This is a genomic window from Cupriavidus sp. 05L310 (assembly GCF_056398185.1).
Genome location: NZ_JBFTOX010000046.1, coordinates 23,676 through 46,575, shown reverse-complemented (window position 1 = coordinate 46,575; position 22,900 = coordinate 23,676). Strand labels below are relative to the sequence as shown.

The window sequence follows — 22,900 nt, the reverse complement described above, 5'->3', positions numbered from 1 at the left end:
GGGTCCTGTCAGGAGGGAACCGCTTTTGAGGGGCGTACTCTTGTTATCAGTCATCCTATGACATGGCAAACCTTCAAGCAAGGGTACACAGCGAATTCCAGGGTTAACACCGGAAAAATCGAACCAGGAACACAGCAACAGCCGCGAACGCATCACCTCATGTTGTATGACAACATAACATGTGAGCAGCAAATCACGACGCCATCCAGGAACCAGGCAAGCCGGTTGGGAAGAGCGCGCGGCAAGGGCATTCATGCCAATGAAGCGGCGGTCCCGGCGAACCGCGCCAGCCATCCCGCCCCCTGTAGAATCAGCCTCCATGCAACCCTGGGATTTCCCGCATGGACTCTCACGCCCCGGATCGCAGCGCGCTGACGCCGCTGGCCTATCACGCAACGGTGGTCGACTACCTGCGCAGCCACGAGCCCGACGTCTGGCGCTGGGCCAGCGCGCGCACGACCCGCGCCGAGCACCTGGAGGCGCTGCGCGTGATGCTGTTGCGCGATACCTATCGCATCGATGCCGAGGCGCATGCCGATGTGCATGCGGCGCTGGCCCAGGCCATGGCGCGGCTGGGCGTCGATGCGCGGGCTACGCTGTACCAGTCCCCCGGGCAGGAGATGAACGCCTCGCTGGTCTATGTGCCCGGCGAGGTCCACATCATCCTGCAGGGGCCGCTGCTGGAGCGACTGTCGGCGGTGGAGCTGCTTGCGGTATTCGGCCATGAGCTGGCCCATTACCTGCTGTGGTCGCGCGACGACGGCCGGTTCCTGGTGGCCGACCGCATCCTCAACGACGCGCTGGCGGCGCCCGGCACCAGCGGCAGCCATCGCGAGACCTACCGGCGCTATGCCTTGCACACCGAGCTGTTTGCCGACCGGGGCGGCGCGGTGGCCGCCGGCGCGGTGGCGCCGGCCGTGTCGACGCTGGTCAAGGTGCAGACGGGCATAGGCAGCGTCGATGCAGCGGCCTACCTGCGCCAGGCCGCCGAGATCGAGTCGCACGAGGCAGGCGCCAGCAACGCGCACAGCCACCCGGAGACCTTTATCCGCGCCCGCGCGCTGGCGCTGTGGTGGGAGGGCGCGGCCGGCCTGGACCAGTGGATCGAGACCCGGCTGCATGGTCCGCTGGCGCTGGAGCGGCTTGACCTGCCGGGGCAACGGCGGCTGCAGGCGCTGACGCGCGGCTTCCTTGCCCATTACCTGGCCGGCACGCCGCTGGCGAGCGAGGCGGTGCTGGCACAGGTGCGCATGCTCTTTCCCGACTGGCGCGACGACGAGCCCGCGGTGGGCCCGGAGGCATTCGCCGCGGAGGTGGCCGGCGATGACGTGCGCGCCTACCTCAATGCGCTGATGATGGACCTGGCCCTGGCCGACCCGGACCAGCAGGAGGCGGCGCTGCTGCGCGCCGGCCGGGTGGCGCAGGCGCTGGGCAGCCTGGACGCGCTGCACGGCAACCTGCGCCGCGATGCCGGCTTCGGCAAGCGCGAGATGGACCGCTACAACCGCCAACTGGCCAAGGAGGCCCAGGCATGAACGACAGCACGATCGCCAACAGCGCGCCGCGTACCCTGCGCGCCTTGATCGAGGCGCAGGCGGGCGCGGCATTGCCCACCGACGACGTACTGGTGCTGATGCTGCCGCTGTTCCAGCAGGTCGCCGCGTTGCACGCGCAGGGCAGGGTCGCCTCGCTCGACGCCGACAGTATCCTGGTGGGCGAGGATGGCGCGCTCGGCCTGCGCCGGCCGGACGGCGAGCTGCCGGTCATGGATATCGGCGCCGTGCACCGGGTGCAGCCGCATCCGGCTTCGGGCCTGAACATCGTCGGCACGTTGCAGCGCGGCCATGCCGACGACGGGCGCCGCGAGGAAACCGACCTGACGCTGCAACTGGATCCCGCGGCGCCGATCGAGCGCCCGGTGTACCTGCCCGGCCCGGCCAGCTGGGAGTTGCTGGTCGGCCACCACGACGAGATCGGCGACATCTTCCTGCTCGGCATGGCGCTGGCCAGCCTGGCCTGCGGCGCGGACCTCGCCGACGAGGACGATCTGCGCGAGTTCGTTGCCTGCCGGCGCAACCTGTTCCTGCTGCACGAGCGGCTGCACCCCATCGTGGCCGCGGTGATCGTGGAGATGACCGAGATCAACCGGCACGACCGCGCCACCGACGTGGCCTCGCTGGCCACGCGGCTGCGCACCTGGCGCGAGCAGCCGCTGGCCCTGGAGGTGGAGCGTGCGCTGGCCGGGGCCAGCGGTGCGGCGCCGCGCCGCACGGCGGTGCTCGCGCATCTGCGCGACCGCCTGTTCGACCTGTCCCGGCGCAACCGCCTGCTGTACTTCCGCCCCACCGCGGCCAGCGTCAACCTGACCGTGGCCAGCGTGCCGCTGATGCTGCAGATCGAAAGCGTGCGGCCGGAGCACATCTGCACTTGGGGCGGCCCGTTCGCCGCCGAGCTGGTGGACGGCAAGCCGGTTTCGCTGCAGCGCTGGCTGCGCTTCGACGACCAGCCCTACCTGCCGGCGGCGCTGGACCGGCTGATCGCCGAAACACGCCGCGACCGTGCCGAGTTCGGCTTCAGCAACCTGCGCCTGGTAGTGGCGTTCCTGCGCTGGCACAACCTCAAGGAAGCACCGGACGAGCGTATCGTGACGCCGCTGCTGTGGCTGCCGGTGGAACTGGTCAAGCGCAAGGGCGTGCGCGACCAGTACGTGATCCAGTGCACCAGCGGCGAGGCCGAGTTCAACCCGGTGCTGCGCCACCACCTGAGCCAGCTGTACGACATCCGCCTGGACGAAACGGTGGACCTGGGCAAGACCTCGCTGGCCGAGATCCATGCCAGTCTCCTGGCGCAGATCCGCGGCTCCGAGCCGTCGGTGGAACTGCGCCTGGTGGACAAGGCCGCGGTGCGGCTGGTGCGGCAAAAGGCGCTGCAGCGCATGCAGCAGTTCCAGCGCCGCAAGCCGGGCGTGGCCGCCGCGCGCGCAAGCGGCGGTGGCTGGCTGCCGCCTTACAGCTATGCGCAGGACGACTACCGCCCGCTGGGGCGGGCGCTGTTCGAGCACTGGGTCCGGCCGAGCGAGCTGCCACAGCGCTTCGAGGCGGGCGCCGCGCCCAGCGCCGGCCCACGCCAGCCGAATATCGCCCAGCCTGCTGCCGGCACCGCCGATGCTGCCGATGCCGGCGACCGCAAGGGCTTTGTGCTGCAGGAATCCGAAGGCCACCGCTATGCCTGGGACCTGGACCTGACCCAGGTGACGCTGGCCAACTTCAACTACAAGAAGATGTCGCTGGTGCGCGACTACGCGCAACTGCTGGACGAACCCGGGCCCAACCCCGCCTTCGACCGCGTGTTCTCGATCGAGCCGCGTGACATCGAGACGCAGGCGCCGGCACCACTGGCGCCGGGCGAGCAGTGGAGCGTGGTGGCGTCCGACGCCACGCAGAACGCCGCCGTCGGCCTGGCGCGCAGCCAGCGCAGCTTCATCATCCAGGGCCCGCCCGGCACCGGCAAGTCGCAGACCATCACCAACCTGATCGCCGACTACGCCGGACGCGGCAAGCGCGTGCTGTTCGTCTGCGAGAAGCGCGCCGCGCTGGACGTGGTGTTCCACCGGCTCAAGCAAAGCGGGCTGGATCCGCTGTGCTGCCTGATCCATGACTCGCAGACCGACAAGAAGGCCTTTATCGCCGATCTGCGCGCCTGCTATGAGCAGTGGATCGCCCAGCCGCACGACGGCGACGCGGCCGCGGCGCGCCGGGCACAGGTGGCCGGGGCCCTGGCGGGGCAGCAGCAGCGTATCGACCGCTTCGAGTCGGCGATGGCGGCCGCGCCCGAGGCGCTGGGCGATAGCGTGCGCGTGCTGCTGCGCCGCGTGGCCGGACTGCCCGCGGCGCCCGAGACCGGCCCGGCCATGCGGGAGCGCTTGCCGGCGCTGGCCAGCTGGGATCGCCAGCGCGAACTCACCCAGCGCGTGCATCGCGCCATGCGCGAGCGCTTCGGCATGGACGCGCTTGCCGCGCACCCGTTCGCCCGGCTGCCGCGGGAGCTACTGGCCGACGAGCGCGCTTTCGGCCGCGCCGAGCAGTTGTGCAGCGATACCGAGGCGCTGTTCGACGCGCTGGACCCGCTGCTGGACAGCACCGCCAGCCTGATCGGCCACGACACCGCGCTGGAACAGGCCCGTGCGATCGCCGCCGATTGCCAATGGCTGCTCGACACCGGCCTGGCCGCGCACCTGGATCTGCTCGATCCGGCATCGCCGGCACAAGGCGCGCTGCGCCAGGTGCGGGCCGAACTTGAAACGCGCGCCCAGGCGCTCACCGCCGCCCAGGCAGCGACGTCCAACTGGCGCGACAAGCTCAGCTCCGGCGACACCGAGTCGGCGCTGGCGCTGGTCCGGCGCCTGGAGCCGTCGCTGGCGCGCTGGCTGCAGCCAGCCTGGTGGCGCCTGCGCGGCGAGCTGAAGCGCCGCTATGACTTCGGCAAGCATGCCGTGCATCCGGGCTTCGGCAAAGTGCTGGAGGCGCTGGCCGCCGAGCACGCGGCCGGCGCCGCGCTGGCCGCGTGCGATGCCGACAGCCGCAAACGCTATGGCGTCGTCGCGATGCAGGACTTCCTGCGCGCGCTGGCCGAACTGGAGCAGCGCGCGCAGTCAGCCAGCGGTCCGCGCGAACTGGTTGCCCATCTGCGCCAGGCTGTCGATCCGGCCGCCACGGCGCGCGCGCAAGCCGGCGCGCGCGAGGCGCTGGACAAGCTGGCCCTGCGCGTGCGCGACGGACTGACCCTGGCCCCGGACGCGCGCCTGGGCGACATTGCCGAGTTGCTGCGCGACCTGCGCGAAGCGCTGGATGACCTGCCCGACCTGCTGCCGCTGCTGCGCGCCGTCCATGCCGCCGATCCGGCCTGCGCCGCCACGCTGCAGTTGCTGGACCACGCACCGGCGCAACTGGAGGCGCTGGTCGCCGACGAGGCGTTGCGCCGCCTGGAGCGCGAGAGCCCGGCGCTGGCGCACTTCAGCGGGGCGGCGCTGGCGCAGGCCGCGCGCGCGGTAGCGCAGGGCCAGCGCGAGCTGCTCGCGCTCAACGCCCAGGTGATACGCGCAACGTTGCACCGGCAGTTTGCCGAGCACGTGCGCCAGTCCTCGCTGTCGGCGACGCAACTGGATGCCGACGGCAAGGCATTCAAGAAGCGCTATGCCACCGGCCGGCGCGAACTGGAACACGAGTTCGGCAAGAGCATGCGCCACCGCTCCATCCGCGACCTCAGCGACGACGAGACCGGGCTGGTCATCAACGACCTGAAGCCGATCTGGCTGATGAGCCCGCTGTCGGTGTCCGACACGCTGCCGCTGTCGCCGGACCTGTTCGACGTGGTGATATTCGACGAGGCCAGCCAGATTCCCACGGAGGAAGCGGTGCCTGCGCTGAGCCGGGCGCGCCAGGTGGTGGTGGTCGGCGACGAGATGCAGCTGCCGCCGACCAGCTTCTTCTCGGCCAGCGGCGCCGAGGGCGACGACGAGATCGTGGTGGAGGAGGAAGGAGAGCGCATCGCCATCAACCTGGACTCGGACAGCCTGCTGAACCAGGCCGCGCGCAACCTGCCCGCCACCCTGCTGGCGTGGCACTACCGCAGCCGCCACGAATCGCTGATCAGCTTCTCCAACGCCGCCTTCTACGACGGCCGCCTAGTGACCATTCCCGACCGTCTGCTGGAGCAGGCCGAGGACGAGGCAGCGCCGCTGCGCTCGGACCAGGAAGACGCCGGCATCGCCGGGGCCGACGCGCTGCTGGCACGGCCGGTCAGCTTCCACCGGCTGGGCGATGGCGTCTACCTCGACCGGCGCAACGCGCCGGAAGCGCGCTATATCGCCCAGACCGTGCGCGAGATGCTGCGCCGCGAGACCGGGCTGAGCCTGGGCATTGTCGCCTTCTCGGAGGCGCAGCAAACCGCCATCGAGTCCGCGCTGGAGGCGCTGGCCAGCGAGGACGCGGACTTTGCCATGCGCCTGGAGCGCGAGTACGTGCGCGAGGACGACGACCAGTTCAACGGCCTGTTCGTCAAGAACCTGGAGAACGTCCAGGGCGACGAGCGCGACGTGATCATCCTGAGCATCTGCTACGCGCCTGGCCCCGACGGCAAGATGCTGATGAACTTCGGCCCGATCAACCAGCGCGGCGGCGAGAAGCGCCTCAACGTGATTTTCAGCCGCGCGCGCCACCGCATGGCGGTGGTGTCGACGATCCAGGCGGAAGCCATCACCAATGTGCACAACGATGGCGCTGCCGCGCTGCGCGCTTTCCTGCAGTTCGCGCAAGCCAGCGCGCGCGGCCAGTTCGAACGCGCGCAGGCGGTGCTCGGCGCCCTGAACCTGGGCGCGCGCGATGCCTTCACGCGCCAGGCCGCGTCCGACAGCATCCGCGACGCGATGGCCGAGGCGCTGCGCTCGCGCGGCCACCAGGTGCACGTCAATGTCGGCCGCTCCCAGTTCCGCTGCGACCTGGCCATCGCCGATCCGTCCGCGCAGGGCTATGCGCTGGCGATCCTGCTCGATGCGCCGGCCGAGGCCGTGGCGGACACCGCCGAGCGCTACGTGTTCCGTCCCGGCATCCTGCGCAGCTTCGGCTGGCGGGTGCTCGACATTCCCGGCAAGGACTGGCTGCACGATGCCGGCGCGGTACTGGCCCGCATCGAAGCCATGCTGGCCGACGGCGAGGACCGCGCGCTGGATGCGGAAGTCGAGCCGCTGGCGCCGGTGGTGGCACCACCAGCGCAACCGCTGGCGCCGGCTTCGGATTCAGGTTCGGCCAACGACGCCAGCACCGGCACCTCCGCAAGCGGCGCCAGGCAAGCGGAACTGGTGCGGGCGCTGCGCTTCGAGCAGGGCAGTTCGCGCAAGTTCTGGCGCGCCAGCCTGAGCGGCACCGAGCTGAGCGTCAGCTACGGCCGCATCGGCAGCAGCGGGCAGGTCAATCTCAAGCAGTTCGACACTGCCGAGCGGGCCCGTCGCGAGATGGACAAGCTGGTGGCGGAGAAGCTGCGCAAAGGCTACGTAGAGGAGTAGGAGGGACGGCTGCGGGGGGCCTCCGCCCCCTCATTCACAAGGCGTACAACAGGCCAAGCACGAGCAGGCATCCGGCAAGCTTCAGGTAATAGCTGCCGCCGTGACGGGGTTCGCTTGCGCGCGGTGCTTTGGTGAAGTGCGGCGTCATATTGCTTACCAGGTAGGTTGGCCAGGGGAAGCACAGGCAATGCGCGCTTCGGGCCCGCGAGCACTCCAGCTCCGCGGCGCCACCGAATTGCCGGGCCTTACAAGGTTAGGAACTGGCCCGTGCAAATGGCGTAAAGAGGTATTGCCCTGCCATAGAGCTTTCGTAAATCCCGTCTTCACCGCGGTGCCGCTTCATGTACTTGGGCGGGGGCGGTATCGGACGCGCCCCGGCAAGCGTGCTGCGCGGTGATTCCCCACCTACAATTGATTATCCGGGGCGATCCGGCGCGGACCTTTGCTTTGTTGGGAGCCGGCTATCGCGGTCGCCCCGCCAACCCGTTCGGCCAGGTTTCGGGCAGACCGGCAGCGTACCTAGGTCCGGTCACAGCAGGCCATGGATGACGTTCCGGCAAAGGAGCACGATCGATGCGATCGCCAGGCGGATCCGGCACGCGGCTGAGAGGCATTGCCGCCAGGATCGTGGCGGTCGTCGCCGTGCTGATCGTCGTCAGCCGCGTCACCGGCATGCTGGTTGACTGGCTGTGGTTTTCCTCCGTCGGCTACGCGGACGTCTTCTGGACGATCCTCTTTACCCAGGCGCTTCTTTTCGCCGCCGTCTTCGTGGCTTCGGCGGGCGCGATATGGGCGTCGGGATGGCTGGCGCACCGCTACGCGAGCCCTGGCGCCTGGAAGCTGGAGTCGGCATCTCCGCCCGGGATGCCGGAGGTCCTGAGCGAACTGGTCGGCGACGTCGCGCCCCACGTCCACTGGCGCACCGCCATCGCCGGGGCCGCCGTCCTCGTGGGCCTGTTCCTCGCCGTCAGCGAAGCCTCGGACTGGGACATCGCGCTGCGCTATGTCAATCAGGTGCCCTTTGGCAAAGGCGATCCGATCTTTGGCAAGGACATCGGCTTCTACCTCTTCTCGCTGCCCGCCTATATCGCGCTCAGGAACTGGCTGCTATTGCTGCTCGGCTGCAGCGCGGTCGTCGCCGCGGTGGTGTACGGACTGCGCGGCGACATCGCATTCCTGCAGTCGCCGCGCGGGCTTTCGCCAGCAGCCGCCACCCACGGCTCTGTGCTGCTGGGACTGTTCTTCCTGCTGCAGGCCTGGTCTTACTGGCTCGACCGCTTCCTGCTGCTCTACGGCGACAACGGCGTCGTGGTGGGCGCCGGCTATACCGATGTCCATGTCGGGCTGCCGGTCCTGTGGCCGCTGATCGGCCTGGCCACCGCTGCCGCGGTCGCCTCATTGGCCAATATACGCTGGCGGAGCTATCGGATTCCCGCGGTGTCGGCGCTGATCGTGTTCGGCGGCGCATTCGTATTCGCCGTGGCCTACCCGGCGCTGTTCCAGCGCTTCTATGTCAAGCCGAACGAGCTACAGCTGGAAACGCCTTATATCCAGCACAATATTGCGCTGACGCGGGAGGCCTATGGCCTGGCGCAGATCGCGGTAAAGCCGTTTCCGGCCCAACAGAACCTGAATCTCGCCACGCTCCAGGCCAATCGCCCGACCATCGACAACATCCGCCTGTGGGACTTGCAGCCGTTGCGGGATACCTATGCGCAGTTGCAGGAGATCAGGACCTATTACAAATTCCTGGCGACGGACATCGACCGCTACCGGTTTGCCGCCGGCTATCAGCAAGTCATGCTTTCGGCGCGGGAACTGGAGCCGTCGCTGCTGCCGGCAAATGCCCAGACCTGGGTCAACCTGCATCTGCTGTTCACCCACGGCAACGGCGTCGTAATGTCGCCGGTCACGGAGAAATCCGCGGAGGGCTTGCCCTCCCTTTACCTGAAGGATATTCCGCCCGTCTCCAACGGCGGCCCCGCCATCCGCGAGCCGCGCCTGTACTTCGGCGAAGGCGGCAAGGGCTACGTTATCGTCAACGGCAACGCGCCAGAGTTCGACTATCCCAAGGGCGACGAGAACGTCTATACGAACTACAGCGGGCGCGACGGCATCGGCATCGGCAGCCTGGCGCTGCAGGCCCTCTTCGCCTGGCAGTTCGACGATCCCAACATCCTGGTGACCGGCTACATCACACCCTCAAGCCGGATCCTGCTCCATCGCAACATCCAGGACCGGGTACGCACGATCGCCCCGTTCCTCGGCCTCGACCATGACCCCTACATCGTCGCAAGCGGCGGGCGGCTTTACTGGATCCAGGATGCCTATACCACCAGCCGCTGGTTCCCGTACTCCCAGCCGGCCAGCGAAGACGGCGACAACTACATACGCAATGCGGTCAAGGTAGTGATCGATGCGTACAACGGGACTGTCGACTTCTATGTCAGCGATCCCGCCGATCCCATCGTGCGGACGTACCAGCGCATTTTCCCGGGCCTGTTCAAGGCACTGGGCACGATGCCGCAGGACCTGCAGCAACATATCCGCTATCCCGAGGACCTGTTCCTGATCCAGGCGCAGATCTACCGTGCCTACCACATGGAAGCGCCGGAAGTCTTTTACAACCGGGAGGATCTCTGGCAGTTCCCCCGCAAGCTGGCCGACATTGACGCCGGGACCGGGGCCGGGACTGGCGCCGGCGCGCCGATGTCGCCCTACTACATGATTGTTCGGCTCCCGGCGGAGCCGCGCGCCGAGTTCGTTCTGATGCTGCCGATGGTGCCCAGCCGGCGCGAGAACATGATTGCGTGGCTGGCGGCACGCTGCGATCCTCCCGACTACGGCAAGCTCGTCGTCTACGCGTTTCCCAAGGACAAGCTGATCTACGGGCCGTTCCAGATCGAAGCGCGCATCCAGCAGAACACCGAGATCTCCCAGCAGATTTCCCTGTGGAACCAGATGGGTTCGCGCGTCATCCGCGGCCATCTCCAGGTCGTGCCCATCGAGAACGCGATACTCTACGTCTCCCCGCTCTACCTGCGCGCGGAGTCCGGGCAATTGCCCGAGCTGAAGCGGGTGATCGCCGCCTACGGCGACCATGTGGTCATGGAGGAGACCTTGGGCGCCGCACTGGCGGCGCTCTTCAAGGAAGCCGCCCCCGCGGCGGCGCAGCGCCAGGGCACGTCGGACAGCCGCGCCCGCGAGGCACTTGCCCACTATGACCGCGCCATGGAGCGGTTGAAAGCGGGCGACTGGACCGGTTTTGGCGCGGAACTCGATGCCCTCCGGCCACTGCTCGAAGCGCTCGGCGCCGGGCGTTCCAATGAACAAAAATGACGGCCGGCTATGCCACTGGCAACTGGTGACTGGTAACTAATGGCATCCGAGGATGAGGCCCATATCCAGGTAGGCCAGCTGGGCACTGAAATGGCCAGCGGCGGCATGAACAGCGCGCTGCGCGACGCCGCCCGCTTTGCCGAAGTGATACGCAAGGCCACCTCGGGAGACCACCCGGATACCATCGCTGGCAAAGCGGTTCGGATCGAACCATCGCAGGACCATCGAATCGCCGGAGACGTTCGCCAGTGCGGTCCAGGCCGTCTATGCGGCGATCCCCCGCCAGGCACTGCCGGATCGCCGCGGCAAGTCACCTTGGGGCATTAGCGATTGCCACTGCCGTCGGGTACGGCAGGCGGGAGGCCAACGGAGCGGCTGACTCAATCCTGATGCCTCGGCAGGACCATCGGAACTGCTTGCCGTGTACCCGTTCTGGCGCGATGATGTGCGCTGCGCAATACCAAGACCAACCGCAGCCTTTCACCGTGCCGCCCGGCGTCGATTCGTGACCTCCCTCGCACCAGCCTCCCCCAGCAACGCCACCGCATCGTTCTACCTCTACTACATCGCGCTGTACGCCCCGGTTGCGATCACCATCAGCTTCTTCCCCCTCTGGATCCGGGCTCAGGGCCTGAGCGAGCAGCAGACCGGGCTCGTCCTCGCCCTGGGCGCCGCGCTCGCCGTGCTGGTCAATCCTGCCGTGGGCGCCTTGGCGGACCAGTACCGCAGCCGCAAGGCGATCCTGCTGGCGCTGGTGGCAGGATCGGCGCTGAGCGCCGGGCTGCTGTTCCGCGCGCAGGGATTCGTCGGCGTGCTGCTGGTATTCCTGGCGACCAGGGCCTGCTCGGCCAGCCTGATTCCGCTGAGCGAATCGATGGCGCTGGCCGGCGTGACGCGCTATGGACTGGATTTCGGCCGCTTGCGCAGCGCCGGGTCCATGTCCGTGGTGGCCATGTCGGTCGTACTTGGCTGGCTGGTGGATCGCGCGGGCACCGAGGTGATCGCATTGGTCTTCGTGGTGGCATACCTGGCACAGGGCATTCTGGCGCTGGCGTTGCCGAACGACGCGGTGGCGGTACGCCATACCGTGAAGGGCCCGCTGCTGCAGGTGCTGCAACTGCCTGGTTTCCCGCTGTTCCTCGCCAGCGCCGCGATGTCTCAGGCCTGCCACGGCTTCTTCTACAGCTACAGCGCGCTGTACTGGAAGAACGTGGGGTTTTCCGCCTCCACCATCGGCTACCTGTGGGCACTCGGCGTGATCGCCGAGATCGCCGCGTTCACCTTCGGCTCGCGCCTGCTCGCGCGGATATCGGCACCGGCGCTGATCGCGCTGGCCTGCGCGGCGGGCATCCTGCGCTGGTCGATGATCGGCCTGGCCGAAACGGCCAGCGTAGCCATGCTTGCGCAATTGCTGCAAGGCGCCACGCTCGGCTTCACCCAGCTTGGCGCGGCGCAATACATCCGCACCCGCGTACCGGAGCAAGTCATCTCCAGCGGCACCGGGCTTTACGCAGCCTGCGCTGGCCTGTTGACAGCCAGCTGCGTACTGCTGGGCAGCTTCCTCTTCGCCAGCGTCGGCGGACGCGCCTTCCTGCTGACTTCGGCCATGTGCGGCGCCGGCCTGGCGGCGGCGCTTGCCTTGCAAGCGCATGAGGCACGGCAGGCAAGCGGCCTGGATGCAGGATGAGTCAACGGGCCGGGCGGACATCGAACGGGAAAGCCGCCGGGTAGTCTGCGCTCCGTCCTTGCGGGTGAAGCGCCGCTTCCCGTCGTCGCGCATGGCGGCATGCGGATCGCCGGCGGGGTAGCTCACCGCGTCGCCCGGCGTGCGGTCCTTCAGATCAAAAGGCAAGCAATCACGATCTGTGCGGATTTCAAGGTGGTGCGCCATGCCACCCGCCGCCAAACCGGCAACCATGCCCGGGAGAAGATGCGCCTTACTGTGGCCGTTCCGTGCGGCGGAACCGCTTCCAGAGCCGTCGCTGATTTTCCCGATCAGCGACGAGGCGTGCCGACAGGAATCCTCTGGCATAGATTGCGCCGCCTGAGACACTTTCGTTGGCCTGCTGAAGACAACCGAGGAGGTGGCCAGCCACGGCCATGTCATTGCCCCAGCCAAGGTCATCCTGCAGCCTGGCGAGCACGCCGCGAAAATTGTCCAGCGACTTCCGCCGGAACAGCGACGCGAAAAATTCGGCTGCATAGCGCAGCTTCTTTGCGGCAATACGAGCGCGATGCCGCCGTGGCGCGTCGAGCTTGTGCAGCCCTCGCCCGCGACGGACAAGCTTGCGATGGCGCGCGCGCAGCACATCGCGAGCCAGCTCGCTTGCCGGCATGGCCAGCAGCATTTGCTTTGACGGTTCCGCATCCCCCTGCCAGGACGCAACCGCCATCCAGTGTCCCAGCGCGAGAACCAGCCGCGCATAGCGCGCGGAACGAACCGCTTCGGCGGCATCATGCCGTCGAGCACTCGCAATCTCCGCGGCGGCCTCGCTGACACGCCGAAGACCAGGGAGGTCCTCCTCCCCCGCCGAAACCTGAGGCAGCGTCGAATGGGCAAGCACCTCCCAGTCCCTGGACTTGCCCAACTCGCCTGCAATCCATTTGATTTCGTCCTGCAGCTCGGCGGGCAGCGTGACCACGCCGGAGAACATATCGAGCGCAGAGCGAAAACGGCGTAGCCCGACGCGCATCTGATGTACGCCCTCCGGCGACTGCGCGCTCGCGACTACAGCTTCGTTGGCGTGGACTTGCGCAAGGCAGTTCCGCGCGATCTCCCGGAAAGCATCCCCCACGGAGCCCTGCCGCTCCAGCACGAGCGGCTTCGCACGCACGGCTTTCGGCTTCTCGCAGACAAGCAGGCCGTAGCCGCGATCGCCTTTGCTCGCCAGGCTAAGGCGCACCGGCACCGTGTCGGCCAGATTCAGCGCCAGTGCATAGAGGTGGTCCGCCTTGCCACGCTTGAGTTCCAGCTCCAGTTCGGAAAATGACTGGCTTGATTCGCCGGCAACCACGGTACAGGTATCGATCGCGAGCTCGACTTCATCTCCCTCGGGAAGCCCTAGCAGCCACACAGTGCGACAAACGTCCGTACAGAACGCCGGTGCCAGTTGCTCCTGTAGCTGGTGCGTCTTCATCACCGGTGAGAGTGGCGATGTCTCAGGCACGATCGCCAGCAATGCAGCGATATCGGGCGCGTTACCGGCAACCGGCGTTTCGTACTCTTCTCGCTCGAACAGGCCCGCACGGCGTGCGCCCGCTGACTTCAAGGTCTGCACATAGTGACCGGCCGCCTGACGAACCCGGAGCGATGCGGCCTGCCGCCAGAGCAGCAGATCCGGTGTGTCGAAATAGTCGCTACGCAACGCTTCCTCGCGCGGCGGTTCCACCTGCAATGTCGGGAGCAGGGGAAGGTCGCGCAGCACGTGAGACTGTTCCTGCGCAAGCTCGAACTTCAGTGCCCTCTCCATGGCATGTCTCCCCGCCTGAACCACGAACGTGCGTTTGAAAGGTGCTACGGGATTTTCCGGCGGGCGGGCCGCCACCCATGCCGCGCAAGCGGTCTCCGGGAAATTCCCTGAGGAACGCTAGCCTGCGAATTGATATCCTAAGGTTAGACCCTCGTTAATGCCTGGAGGGTCGCACATTGCGTCGGGAAGACATCCGTTCGCCCGCGTATGCACATCCAGCCAACACGGCGGGTGGAGCCGCAAGAAAGTTGAGCCGGAGTTCGCCACTGCGCGCTGGCGGACTCCGTGCACACCATAACAGCGAGAGTGCATGGAAAGTAACAAGCGCGCCGGCTATTACGAATTTAAGGCCTACACCGAGCCACTTACGAATGGAAAGCACCAGGGATTCGTTCTTGTCCGCCATCACACACTTGCCGGGACACTGCAGACGGTGTTTCGCGCGGGACGGCCTTCCATGGAAGAAACCGAGGCCTTTGCCATGGCCGAGACGCGGGTCGCCGATCTCATTGAACTGATCGGCAGCGGTCGGCTGCCCCCGTCTTCGCGGGCGCATCCCGGCTAGCTGCCTTGGGACGAACGCCGTGGAAGTGGTCGCTACGCCAGTTGAAATTCGAGCCCCCATTTACAGCAGCACTGAGAGCCCCGGAACCTATGTCCAAGACCATCAAGAAGCAGTACCTGAAGGCGCTCAACCGACGCCTGAAGAAGGAATCGGCAGGCCGGTTCGATACGGTGTTTGTCTTCTATCCAGTGGGCTCAAAGCCGAAAAAGGCGACCGGCGTGACAGCAAGCGCGCCCGCCGATGAGCAGGTCCTCGCAGTCATGGACGCGGTCCAGGCTCGCGTATTCGCCAGGTTCGAGGATTCGGCAAAGCGCGGATAGGCAGATATTCCGGCGACGGCAGGCCGCGTCGACGCCATGACGCAAATGCAACCCGGGCCGTAGACTAGTTCCCTTTTTGCTTATCCCACGGCCTCTTCTCCCGCGCGATGAGGTTCCGGGCTTCATGCTGCTGAAAGCTCACCATACAAATCGGCGGCTTGGACGAGCTCAACCGTCGCGCAGCGCTGCAGGCCAAAAATCCATCTTGCATATATCTGACTTATCAACTACTGTTTCGTCAATAACATCGATGAGGTCTCACCGTGGATCATTACTCGAAGGAGAACTATCAGCTCATGCAGAGCGTAGGGTTCTTTCTCAACCGTGCCCGCGACGGCCTCCTGATCGAAATGGATGCGGCTCTGAGAGACCTGGACATCACTGCCCAGCATATGGGGATTCTGCTCCTCCTGACGCGTGGCGAGGCCCACACGCCGTTCGAGATAAGCAAGCTGCTCTGCATCGACAGCGGCCTGATGACCCGCATGCTGGACAAACTGGAAAGCAAGGGCCTGCTGGCGCGCAGCCGTAGCGTCGACGATCGCAGGATGGTCAACCTGACGCTGACGGAGAAGGGCATGGCCGTCGCAGAGCGCATTCCGGAAGTGGCGCCGAAGGTGCTCAATGCCCGACTGAAGATGTTCAGCCCGGAGGAATTCACTGAATTTCGCCGGCTCCTTGCCAAATTTGCGAATATTTGATCGCTTTTTTTTGCTTATTTAACTGACAGGTCAGATAATGTACAATCAGATTACCTCCTCGACACGCCGCTTTGCCGGCCCCGCGCTCTCGGTGTTGATGGCGGCGGTCCTGGCCGGCTGCGCCAACTATGCCGGCATCCACAGCGACAAGCACATCGCCGAAGCCACTGCCTACGCCACCACGCAGAGCATACCCGCCGAGCAAGGCCGCTGGCCTTCGGCGGACTGGACCGACCAGTTCGGCGATGCCCAGCTCATGACGCTGATCGGCGAAGCGCTGCAAGGCAGCCCGTCGCTGGAAAAGGCCCGGGCTCGCGTGGCGGCCGCCACGGCGCTCAGCGAGGGAGCCAATGCCAATACGCTGCCGCAGGTAGGCGCCGGCTATTCCTGGACGCGGCAACGTTTCTCGGAAAGCACGCTCGTGCCGCCCCCGTTCGCCGGGTCCTGGCAGTCGGAGAACAAGGCTGTCATCAACGCCTCTTATGAACTCGATCTGTGGGGCAAGAACCGCGAAGCCCTGAAGTCCGCCGTATCCGCGGTGCACGCCAGCGAGGCCGAGGCGGAACAGGTGAAGCTGACGCTAAGCAGCGCGATTGCCCGGGCCTACAACGAACTGGCCCGCCTCTACGCGCTGCACGACATTGCGCAGGACGAAGTGAAGCAGCGCCGTGGCGTGCTGCGCGTGACCAACGGGCGCGTGACCATGGGACTGGAGACCGAGGTCGAGAAGCGCACCGCCGAAGCCAACCTGGCCGCCAGCGAAGTCGCGCTCTCCTCGCTCGACGGCAATATCCAGCGCACGCGCTACCAACTGGGCGCGCTGCTCGGCCAGGGTCCGGACCGTGGCCTGGCGATCAGCCGCCCTGCCCTGGCCACCGGCGACGAAGTCCGCCTACCCGACAACCTGCCGGCCGATCTGGTCTCGCGCCGTCCCGACATCGTCGCCGCTCGCTGGCGCGTCGATGCCACCCTGCATGACATCAAGGTGGCCAAGGCGGAGTTCTATCCGGACATCAACCTGTCCGCCGCGATCGGCCTCGACGCCTTTGGCTGGGGCCGCTTCCTGCGCGCTGCCAGCCGCACGGCCTCGGCCGGTCCCGCGATTCACCTGCCGATCTTCGATGGCGGCGCGCTGCGCGCGCAGCTCAAGGGCCGCTACGCCGATTTCGACTTTGCCGTCGCGAACTACAACGAGACCCTGGTGAACGCCCTGACCGATGTTGCGACCCAGCTCTCCGATATTCGCGCCTTCGACACGCAGATCGACAGCGCGCTGCGCAGCGACACCGCCGCGCAGCGCGCGCTGACCCTGGCTCTGGCGCAGTACAAGGCAGGCCTGACCAACCAGCTCACCGTTCTGAACGCGCAGACCAATGCACTCTCCAGCAGCCAGGCGGTAGCCAACCTGCGCATGAATCGCCGCGACCGGCAGATTGCCCTCGCCGCGGCGCTGGGTGGCGGCTACACGGATGCCTCTGACTCAACCAGACAGGCGGCACAGTCCCGCTAACTCCGCTCTCAACGAAAACAAACACGAACGCGAAAACGAACAGGTGACACCATGAACGAAACGACCAAGACCGACCAGGCTACCGCCGAAGCCCAACCCGCCAAGTCCTCCACGCAAAACACCCGCAAGCGGCTGCTTGCCTTGCTCGGCCTGGCCAGCGCGCTCGCCGTGGCCGGCTACGGCGCCTACTACTACAGCGTGGCGCGCTTTCACGAGGAAACCGATGACGCCTATGTCAACGGCAACCTGGTCCAGCTCACGCCGCAAGTCATCGGCACGGTGATCGCGGTCAATGCCGACGATACGCAGATCGTGAAGGCCGGCGAGCCGGTGGTATCCCTCGACGCCGCCGATGCCAGGGTTGCGCTCGCCAGCGCCGAGGCCGCGCTGGGCCAGACCGTACGCCAGGTCAGCGCCCTTTATGTCAACAACAACGTGCTCGACGCCACGGTGCGGCAACGCCAGGCGGACCTCGCCCGCGCCAGGGACGACCTGCGCCGCCGTACCGAGGTGGGCGAAGCCGGCGCCGTAGCCGCCGAAGACGTGGCGCACGCCCGCGATGCGGTCAAGGCCGCCGAAGCCGCGCTTGATAGCGCTCGTCAGCAACTGGCCTCGAACCATGCGTTGACGGACCAGGCGTCCGTTGCCGACCACCCCAGCGTGCTCGCCTCCGCGGCCAAGGTGCGTGACGCGTATCTGGCCAATGCCCGCAACACGCTTCCCGCCCCGGTCACGGGATACGTGGCGCGGCGTTCGGTGCAGGTAGGCCAACGCGTTGCCCCCGGCACGCCGCTAATGGCCATCGTGCCGCTCGACGGCGTTTGGGTGGACGCCAATTTCAAGGAAGTCCAGCTCAAGCACATCCGCATGGGCCAGCCGGTCGAACTGCATGCCGACCTGTACGGCGGCAGCGTGACCTACCACGGCAAGGTGGTGGGCTTCTCGGCCGGCACCGGCAGCGCCTTCTCCGCGCTGCCCGCGCAGAACGCCACCGGCAACTGGATCAAGGTCGTGCAGCGCTTGCCCGTGCGTATCCTGCTCGATCCGGCGGAACTGCGCGCGCACCCGCTGCAGATCGGCCTGTCGATGCAGGTCGACGTGGCAACGCACACGGCCACCGGCTCGCAGCTCGCCACCGGCGGCGAAACGCCATATCGCACGACCTATCGCACCGATGTGTTCCAGCGCTATGGCGAAGAGGCCGACCGCGAGATCACGCGGATCATTGCACAGAACAGCAACGGCAAGTCCGGCACGGACGTGGCGAAGCTGCCGGCGCAGCGTACGGCGCAAGGCGCGAAGCCTCAGCCGCTCATGCAAGCGGCCGGGGCCTGAGCACCGCAATGCACCAGCCCTCTCTCGTCCATTTATCTGACATATCAGATTACTAGCCGGACCGCCGCCGCAGATCGTGCGGCGGCTGCCCCAGAGCGAATCTCTTTCGGAACGCCCCCATGCAATCCCCAGCCCAGACCCAGACCGCACCCGCCCCGCTCACCGGCGGCAAGCTCGTGCTGGGAAGCTTCGCCGTGGCCCTGGCCACCTTTATGAACGTGCTGGACTCGTCGATCGCCAACGTCGCGATCCCGACCATCTCCGGCAACCTCGGTGTGTCGATCGACGAAGGCACCTGGGTGATCACATTGTTCGCCGCGGCCAACGCCGTCGCGATTCCGTTGACGGGTTGGCTGACCCAGCGTGTGGGTCAGATCCGCCTGTTCGTCACCGCGATCCTCCTGTTCGTGCTGTCGTCCTGGCTGTGTGGCATTGCCCCCAACCTGACCGTGCTGCTCGCCGCGCGGATCCTGCAAGGCGCGGTGGCAGGACCTCTGATCCCGTTGTCGCAATCCATCCTGCTGGGCTCGTATCCCAAGGAGAAGAGCGCCATGGCGCTGGCGCTGTGGGCCATGACCGCCACCGTGGGCCCGATCGCCGGCCCCGCGCTGGGCGGCTGGATGACCGACAGCTACTCGTGGTCCTGGATCTTCTACATCAACGTGCCGGTCGGCCTGTTTGCCGCGGCCGTTACGTGGGCCGTCTACCGCGACCGCGAGACGCCGGCCCGCAAGCTGCCGATCGACCTGGTGGGCCTGACCTCGCTGATTACCTGGGTCGCCTCGTTGCAGATCATGCTCGACAAAGGCAAGGACCTGGACTGGTTCAACTCCCCGGTCATCATCATCCTGGCCGTGGTGGCGCTGCTCAGTTTCCTCTTCTTCGTGATCTGGGAGTTGACCGAAGAGAATCCGATCATCGACCTGCGCCTGTTCAAGGGCCGCAACTTCCTGGCCGGCACCGTCGCCATCTCGGTTGCCTTCGCGGTCTTCTTTGCCAACCTGGTCGTGTTGCCGCAATGGATGCAACAGTACCTGGCCTACCCGGCCGTCAACGCCGGCCTGGCGACCGCACCGCTGGGGATCTTCGCCGTGCTGCTCACGCCGGTGCTGGGCAAGCTGATGCCCAAGGCGGAATTGCGCGTGCTCGCCACGCTCTCCTTCGTCGGCTTCGCGGCTGTCTTCTTCATGCGTTCCCACTACACCACCGGCGTGGATACCTTCACCCTGGTGCTGCCCACCCTGCTGCAAGGCATTCCGACCGCGCTCTTCTTCGTCCCGCTGACCGCGATCATCCTCTCGGGCCAGCCGCCAGAGAAGATTCCCGCCGCCGCCGGCCTGTCCAACTTCGCCCGCGTCTTCTGCGGGGCGGTAGGTACGTCGCTGGCCACGACCGGCTGGAACAACCGCGCCGTGCTGCACCACGCCCAACTGGCCGAGCAAGCCAGTCCGAACAACCCGCTGTACGGTGCCGCCCTCCAGTCGATCCAGTCGACACTGGGCTTCACGCCGGGCCAGGCCGTCGCGTATTTCGAGCGCAGCCTGAACACGCAAGCCATCATGCTGGGCCTGAACGACATCTTCTGGATCTCGGGTGTGATCTTCATCATGATCGTGCCGCTGATCTGGCTAACCAAGCCGGTCAAGGGCCAGGTATCGGAGGCCGCCGCGGCCGCGCACTGAAGCGTCCGTTTCGCATGAGGTCAATCTGACTTTGCGCGTCGCAAGGACGGATTGCCTCCCAGCAAGGACCATCCACTGATAAGCCGGAGCCATCGATGATGCAACGCACTTTCCGCATTGCCGCCGGCAAGCGAATCGGCCGTGCGTCGTACCGCCTTGCCGCCGCTAGCTGGCGCAGCGCGTCCTTCCTGTTGGTGATGGCAACGCAAACGATGACCGCTTCGATGGTCGGCGCCCTGCTGCTGATGACACTGGCGTGCTCGTTGTACGCCATCGGAATGGGACTGGGACATGTGGGCGGCGTCCTGCGCTACTCGCGCTCCTCCCCGCTCGTCGCGGCCGTCAATGAAAGCCCTTAACGCCAGGACTTGCGCGTCTTTCGACGCCAGGACACATGCGAGGCCAGCCAACCGCGGCGAGCCGCGCAGGCACGCTACAAGCGCCTAGGCCTTCGGTGGACGCCCGGTCTTGACGGCTTCGACTTTCGAGACCGCAGCCAGCAATTGCTTTGGCGACGTCGCGGCAAGAAGCAGCAAGCCTGCTCGCAGAAGCTCGCTCTTCTTGATGTGCACACCCGCATCGAGGCATCGCTGCTTGAGTTCATCGATTCTTGCGTAGTCGGACTTTGGCATCGTGAAGCTGTCACGCAGCACCTTTTCCTTCTTGGCACCCGGCGCCTTTTTCGGCACGGCCGAGCCGGCGCGAGCTTCCACCTTTGGTGCCTTGCTCTTGTCGGCCCTCGTCACTGACTTCTTGCTATCCAAGCCCCGCGGCGCTTTGCCCTTGGTTGCGGATGCGGCACTAGTGGCCACGTCCGCGCTCTTCGGAAAATGAAATGCCTTTTCGTGGGCGGCTTGATGATCGGTGAGTTCACGGCAGATTTGAATGAAAAACGGAATAAACAGTATATACCGTTTATCGGCGACTTCCCGCGCCGCGCCGGTTCGAGTTCGCCGGTGCGGTGCAGCCGGTGCCCCGGCGACCAGGCTCGGATGCACGCGTCGGTGGACCAGCTAGCATCCGGGTTCTGCCTGCGGAAGGTCACAAGCCGCACCCGCCGCCGCTTATCTGGTTTTTTCTTGCGGCGCTGCGCTGAACGTCTTGTTGGAAATCTTCCACACGCCGTCGATCTCCAGCAGCGTCATGTAGTCCGTGAATGTCACTTCCGGATATTGCAGTACAACCTTGGCGCTGCCGGCATTGCCGACGACGTCGAAATGCGTGATGAAGCGTTTGCGCTGAGCTTCATCAGGTGCGGGTTGGCCCTGAAAGCGAGCGGAGAATTCATCGACGCTCAGGGAGTGCAGCACGCCATCGCGAAACGAGACAATCCTCGCGTCCGGATGGAAAGCCAGGCGCATATATTCGGCCTTGCCCGTGATATGGGCTTTCAGGTAGTTCTCGATCGGCTCGAGAGCCGGTACATGTGGTGACGTCAGGCCTGCTTCACAAAATGTCATATTGTCCTCCGAACCCATGATCAGCTTGGGCCGATGCCCGCGCCGCGCTCTTCACAGCGCGCTTATTGTATTCTAGTTTTGCATACAAAAACAACGGCGATGGTGCCTCTTTTATTGGCTGGCGGCTCTTGGCAGCAAGCGTGGGAAACGGACCGTCAAATAAAGGCATTTGCCCGCTCCATCCCACCTTGACGCTATCGGGACTCTCTTCCCCGCCGCCGGTCCGGGACCAGGCGCGGTCAGTTCCCGCCTTCGCCGCCCAGCGTCCTGACGCTCTTCCACTGCCCCTGCCGGACTTCGAACAGCGTATAGGGCGGCTTGATCAGGTCACCGTAGGGATCGAATGCGATCTTGCCGGTGACGCCAGTCACAGTCACCTTCGCCAGGCTGTCGACGATCTTCTTCCGGTCGAGCGAGTTGGCATCGTGGATCGCCTTGATCATCGCGAGCGCCGCGTCGTAGGCAAACGGCGCGTACAGTTCGACATCCTGGTTGAAGCGCGCCTTGTAGCGCTTGCCGAACTCCTGCGCCGCGGGCAGCTTGTCCAGCGCGGGTCCGGGCTCCAGGTCCTGCGTGCCCTCGCCGGCCGTGCCGGCGATCTGCAGGAAGGCATTGCTCTTGAGCGCGCCGGCGCCGAACAATTGCGCCTGCATGCCCAGCGAGCGCATCTGCTTGACCACCATCGCGCCTTGCGCGTCCAGGCCGCCGAAGAAGATCACGTCGACATTCCGGCCCTTGAGCGTGGTCAGGATCGGGCGGAAATCGACGGCCTTGTCGCTGGTGAACTCGCGGCGGACGATGCTGCCCTTGGCTTCCTTCACGCCCTTCTCGAAGGCATCCGCGAGGCCTTGTCCGAAGGCCGTGCTGTCATCGATGATGCCGATCCGCCGGGCCTTGACCTGTTCGACCACGAAACGCCCGGCAACGACGCCGCCCACGCCGTCATGCCCCATCGTGCGGAACACATTCCTGAAGCCTTGCTTGGTCAGTTGCGGATTGGTCGAGCCGGGCGTGATCATGGCGATACTGGCCTGGTGATACACCGCCGATGCGGGGATGCTGCATCCCGAGTTGTAGTGGCCGATCACACCGACGACGCCGTCGTCGTCCAGTTTCTGCGCAACCTGCATGGCCACGCGCGGGTCCGCCTGGTCGTCCTGCACATCCAGCACGAACTTGACCGGCGCGCCGCCGACCGTCGGGCTCCTGGCGTTCTCCTCGTCGAGCGCCAGTTGCGCGCCATACTGCAGATCCTTGCCGACCCGCGCGACCGAGCCGGTCAGCGGCGCGACAAAACCGATTTTCACGACCTTGGGCTCGGCGGCCCGGGTCAGCGGCGCTTGCGCGGACAGTGCGCAAACTGCCAGGCTCAACAGACAATGGCGGCGATTCATGATGCGCTCCTTGCGAGATATGGTGTCGCGCCTGGGGATAAGCGACCGGCCGATGCGCGACATG

17 protein-coding genes are annotated in these 22,900 nt (G+C 66.2%); 11 read left to right on the top strand and 6 right to left on the bottom strand.

Features of this window, described 5'->3' with window-relative positions; genetic code table 11:
* The first annotated feature begins 341 nt into the window (after positions 1 to 341).
* From AC1DS6_RS28915 to AC1DS6_RS28905, 3 genes are all read left to right on the top strand, one after another.
* Positions 342 to 1,535 (top strand): M48 family metalloprotease, encoded by a 1,194-nt coding sequence (locus tag AC1DS6_RS28915; protein ID WP_441626011.1) that lies wholly within the window; start codon positions 342 to 344, stop codon positions 1,533 to 1,535.
* Positions 1,532 to 7,060, top strand: a complete 5,529-nt coding sequence (locus tag AC1DS6_RS28910) for an AAA domain-containing protein (protein ID WP_477103665.1) — start codon at positions 1,532 to 1,534, stop codon at positions 7,058 to 7,060. Before AC1DS6_RS28915 ends, AC1DS6_RS28910 begins: the two co-directional genes overlap by 4 nt.
* 573 nt (positions 7,061 to 7,633) lie before the next feature.
* Positions 7,634 to 10,399 (top strand): UPF0182 family membrane protein, encoded by a 2,766-nt coding sequence (locus tag AC1DS6_RS28905; protein WP_477103664.1) that lies wholly within the window; start codon positions 7,634 to 7,636, stop codon positions 10,397 to 10,399.
* 36 nt (positions 10,400 to 10,435) lie between these two features.
* Here AC1DS6_RS28905 and AC1DS6_RS28900 read toward each other — a convergent pair whose 3' ends face one another.
* The gene (locus AC1DS6_RS28900) at positions 10,436 to 10,624 is read right to left on the bottom strand and encodes a hypothetical protein (protein ID WP_477103663.1); all 189 of its coding nucleotides are present in this window, start codon (positions 10,622 to 10,624) and stop codon (positions 10,436 to 10,438) included.
* A gap of 280 nt (positions 10,625 to 10,904) precedes the next feature.
* On the opposite strand from AC1DS6_RS28900, the gene AC1DS6_RS28895 reads away from it, so the two are divergent.
* Entirely contained in the window at positions 10,905 to 12,086 is a 1,182-nt protein-coding gene (locus AC1DS6_RS28895) for an MFS transporter (protein ID WP_477103662.1), read from the top strand.
* Between the two features lie 250 nt (positions 12,087 to 12,336).
* Here AC1DS6_RS28895 and AC1DS6_RS28890 read toward each other — a convergent pair whose 3' ends face one another.
* Positions 12,337 to 13,869 carry a CYTH and CHAD domain-containing protein gene (locus AC1DS6_RS28890; RefSeq protein ID WP_441626004.1) on the bottom strand — a complete coding sequence of 511 codons (1,533 nt, stop codon included), beginning with the start codon at positions 13,867 to 13,869 and terminating at the stop codon, positions 12,337 to 12,339.
* A gap of 310 nt (positions 13,870 to 14,179) precedes the next feature.
* Between AC1DS6_RS28890 and AC1DS6_RS28885 the strand changes: the two genes are divergently transcribed.
* The 7 genes from AC1DS6_RS28885 to AC1DS6_RS28855 all read left to right on the top strand — a co-directional run bounded on the left by AC1DS6_RS28885 (position 14,180) and on the right by AC1DS6_RS28855 (position 20,341).
* Positions 14,180 to 14,434, top strand: a complete 255-nt coding sequence (locus AC1DS6_RS28885; protein ID WP_441626002.1) for a hypothetical protein — start codon at positions 14,180 to 14,182, stop codon at positions 14,432 to 14,434.
* Between the two features lie 89 nt (positions 14,435 to 14,523).
* Positions 14,524 to 14,754: a hypothetical protein gene (locus tag AC1DS6_RS28880; RefSeq protein ID WP_441626000.1), complete on the top strand. Its 231-nt coding sequence runs from the start codon at positions 14,524 to 14,526 to the stop codon at positions 14,752 to 14,754.
* Between the two features lie 263 nt (positions 14,755 to 15,017).
* Positions 15,018 to 15,455: a MarR family winged helix-turn-helix transcriptional regulator gene (locus AC1DS6_RS28875; RefSeq protein WP_477103661.1), complete on the top strand. Its 438-nt coding sequence runs from the start codon at positions 15,018 to 15,020 to the stop codon at positions 15,453 to 15,455.
* 37 nt (positions 15,456 to 15,492) lie between these two features.
* The gene (locus AC1DS6_RS28870) at positions 15,493 to 16,965 is read left to right on the top strand and encodes an efflux transporter outer membrane subunit (protein WP_441625997.1); all 1,473 of its coding nucleotides are present in this window, start codon (positions 15,493 to 15,495) and stop codon (positions 16,963 to 16,965) included.
* Between the two features lie 51 nt (positions 16,966 to 17,016).
* Complete coding sequence (locus AC1DS6_RS28865) at positions 17,017 to 18,300, top strand: EmrA/EmrK family multidrug efflux transporter periplasmic adaptor subunit (RefSeq protein ID WP_477103660.1); 1,284 nt, start codon at positions 17,017 to 17,019, stop codon at positions 18,298 to 18,300.
* A gap of 119 nt (positions 18,301 to 18,419) precedes the next feature.
* Positions 18,420 to 19,982 carry a DHA2 family efflux MFS transporter permease subunit gene (locus AC1DS6_RS28860; RefSeq protein WP_477103659.1) on the top strand — a complete coding sequence of 521 codons (1,563 nt, stop codon included), beginning with the start codon at positions 18,420 to 18,422 and terminating at the stop codon, positions 19,980 to 19,982.
* 95 nt (positions 19,983 to 20,077) lie between these two features.
* Positions 20,078 to 20,341: a hypothetical protein gene (locus tag AC1DS6_RS28855; RefSeq protein ID WP_441625991.1), complete on the top strand. Its 264-nt coding sequence runs from the start codon at positions 20,078 to 20,080 to the stop codon at positions 20,339 to 20,341.
* A gap of 84 nt (positions 20,342 to 20,425) precedes the next feature.
* Here AC1DS6_RS28855 and AC1DS6_RS28850 read toward each other — a convergent pair whose 3' ends face one another.
* From AC1DS6_RS28850 to AC1DS6_RS28835, 4 genes are all read right to left on the bottom strand, one after another.
* A complete protein-coding gene (locus tag AC1DS6_RS28850) occupies positions 20,426 to 20,980 on the bottom strand; it encodes a hypothetical protein (RefSeq protein ID WP_477103658.1) in 555 nt (184 codons plus the stop codon).
* A 66-nt stretch (positions 20,981 to 21,046) separates the two neighbouring features.
* Positions 21,047 to 21,442, bottom strand: coding sequence for a nuclear transport factor 2 family protein (locus AC1DS6_RS28845; protein WP_045236895.1), 396 nt, complete (start codon positions 21,440 to 21,442; stop codon positions 21,047 to 21,049).
* Entirely contained in the window at positions 21,429 to 21,611 is a 183-nt protein-coding gene (locus AC1DS6_RS28840) for a hypothetical protein (protein WP_477103657.1), read from the bottom strand. The genes AC1DS6_RS28845 and AC1DS6_RS28840 overlap by 14 nt, the downstream gene beginning before the upstream one ends.
* A 70-nt stretch (positions 21,612 to 21,681) precedes the next feature.
* Positions 21,682 to 22,836 carry a branched-chain amino acid ABC transporter substrate-binding protein gene (locus AC1DS6_RS28835; protein ID WP_477103656.1) on the bottom strand — a complete coding sequence of 385 codons (1,155 nt, stop codon included), beginning with the start codon at positions 22,834 to 22,836 and terminating at the stop codon, positions 21,682 to 21,684.
* Between the last annotated feature and the right edge of the window lie 64 nt (positions 22,837 to 22,900).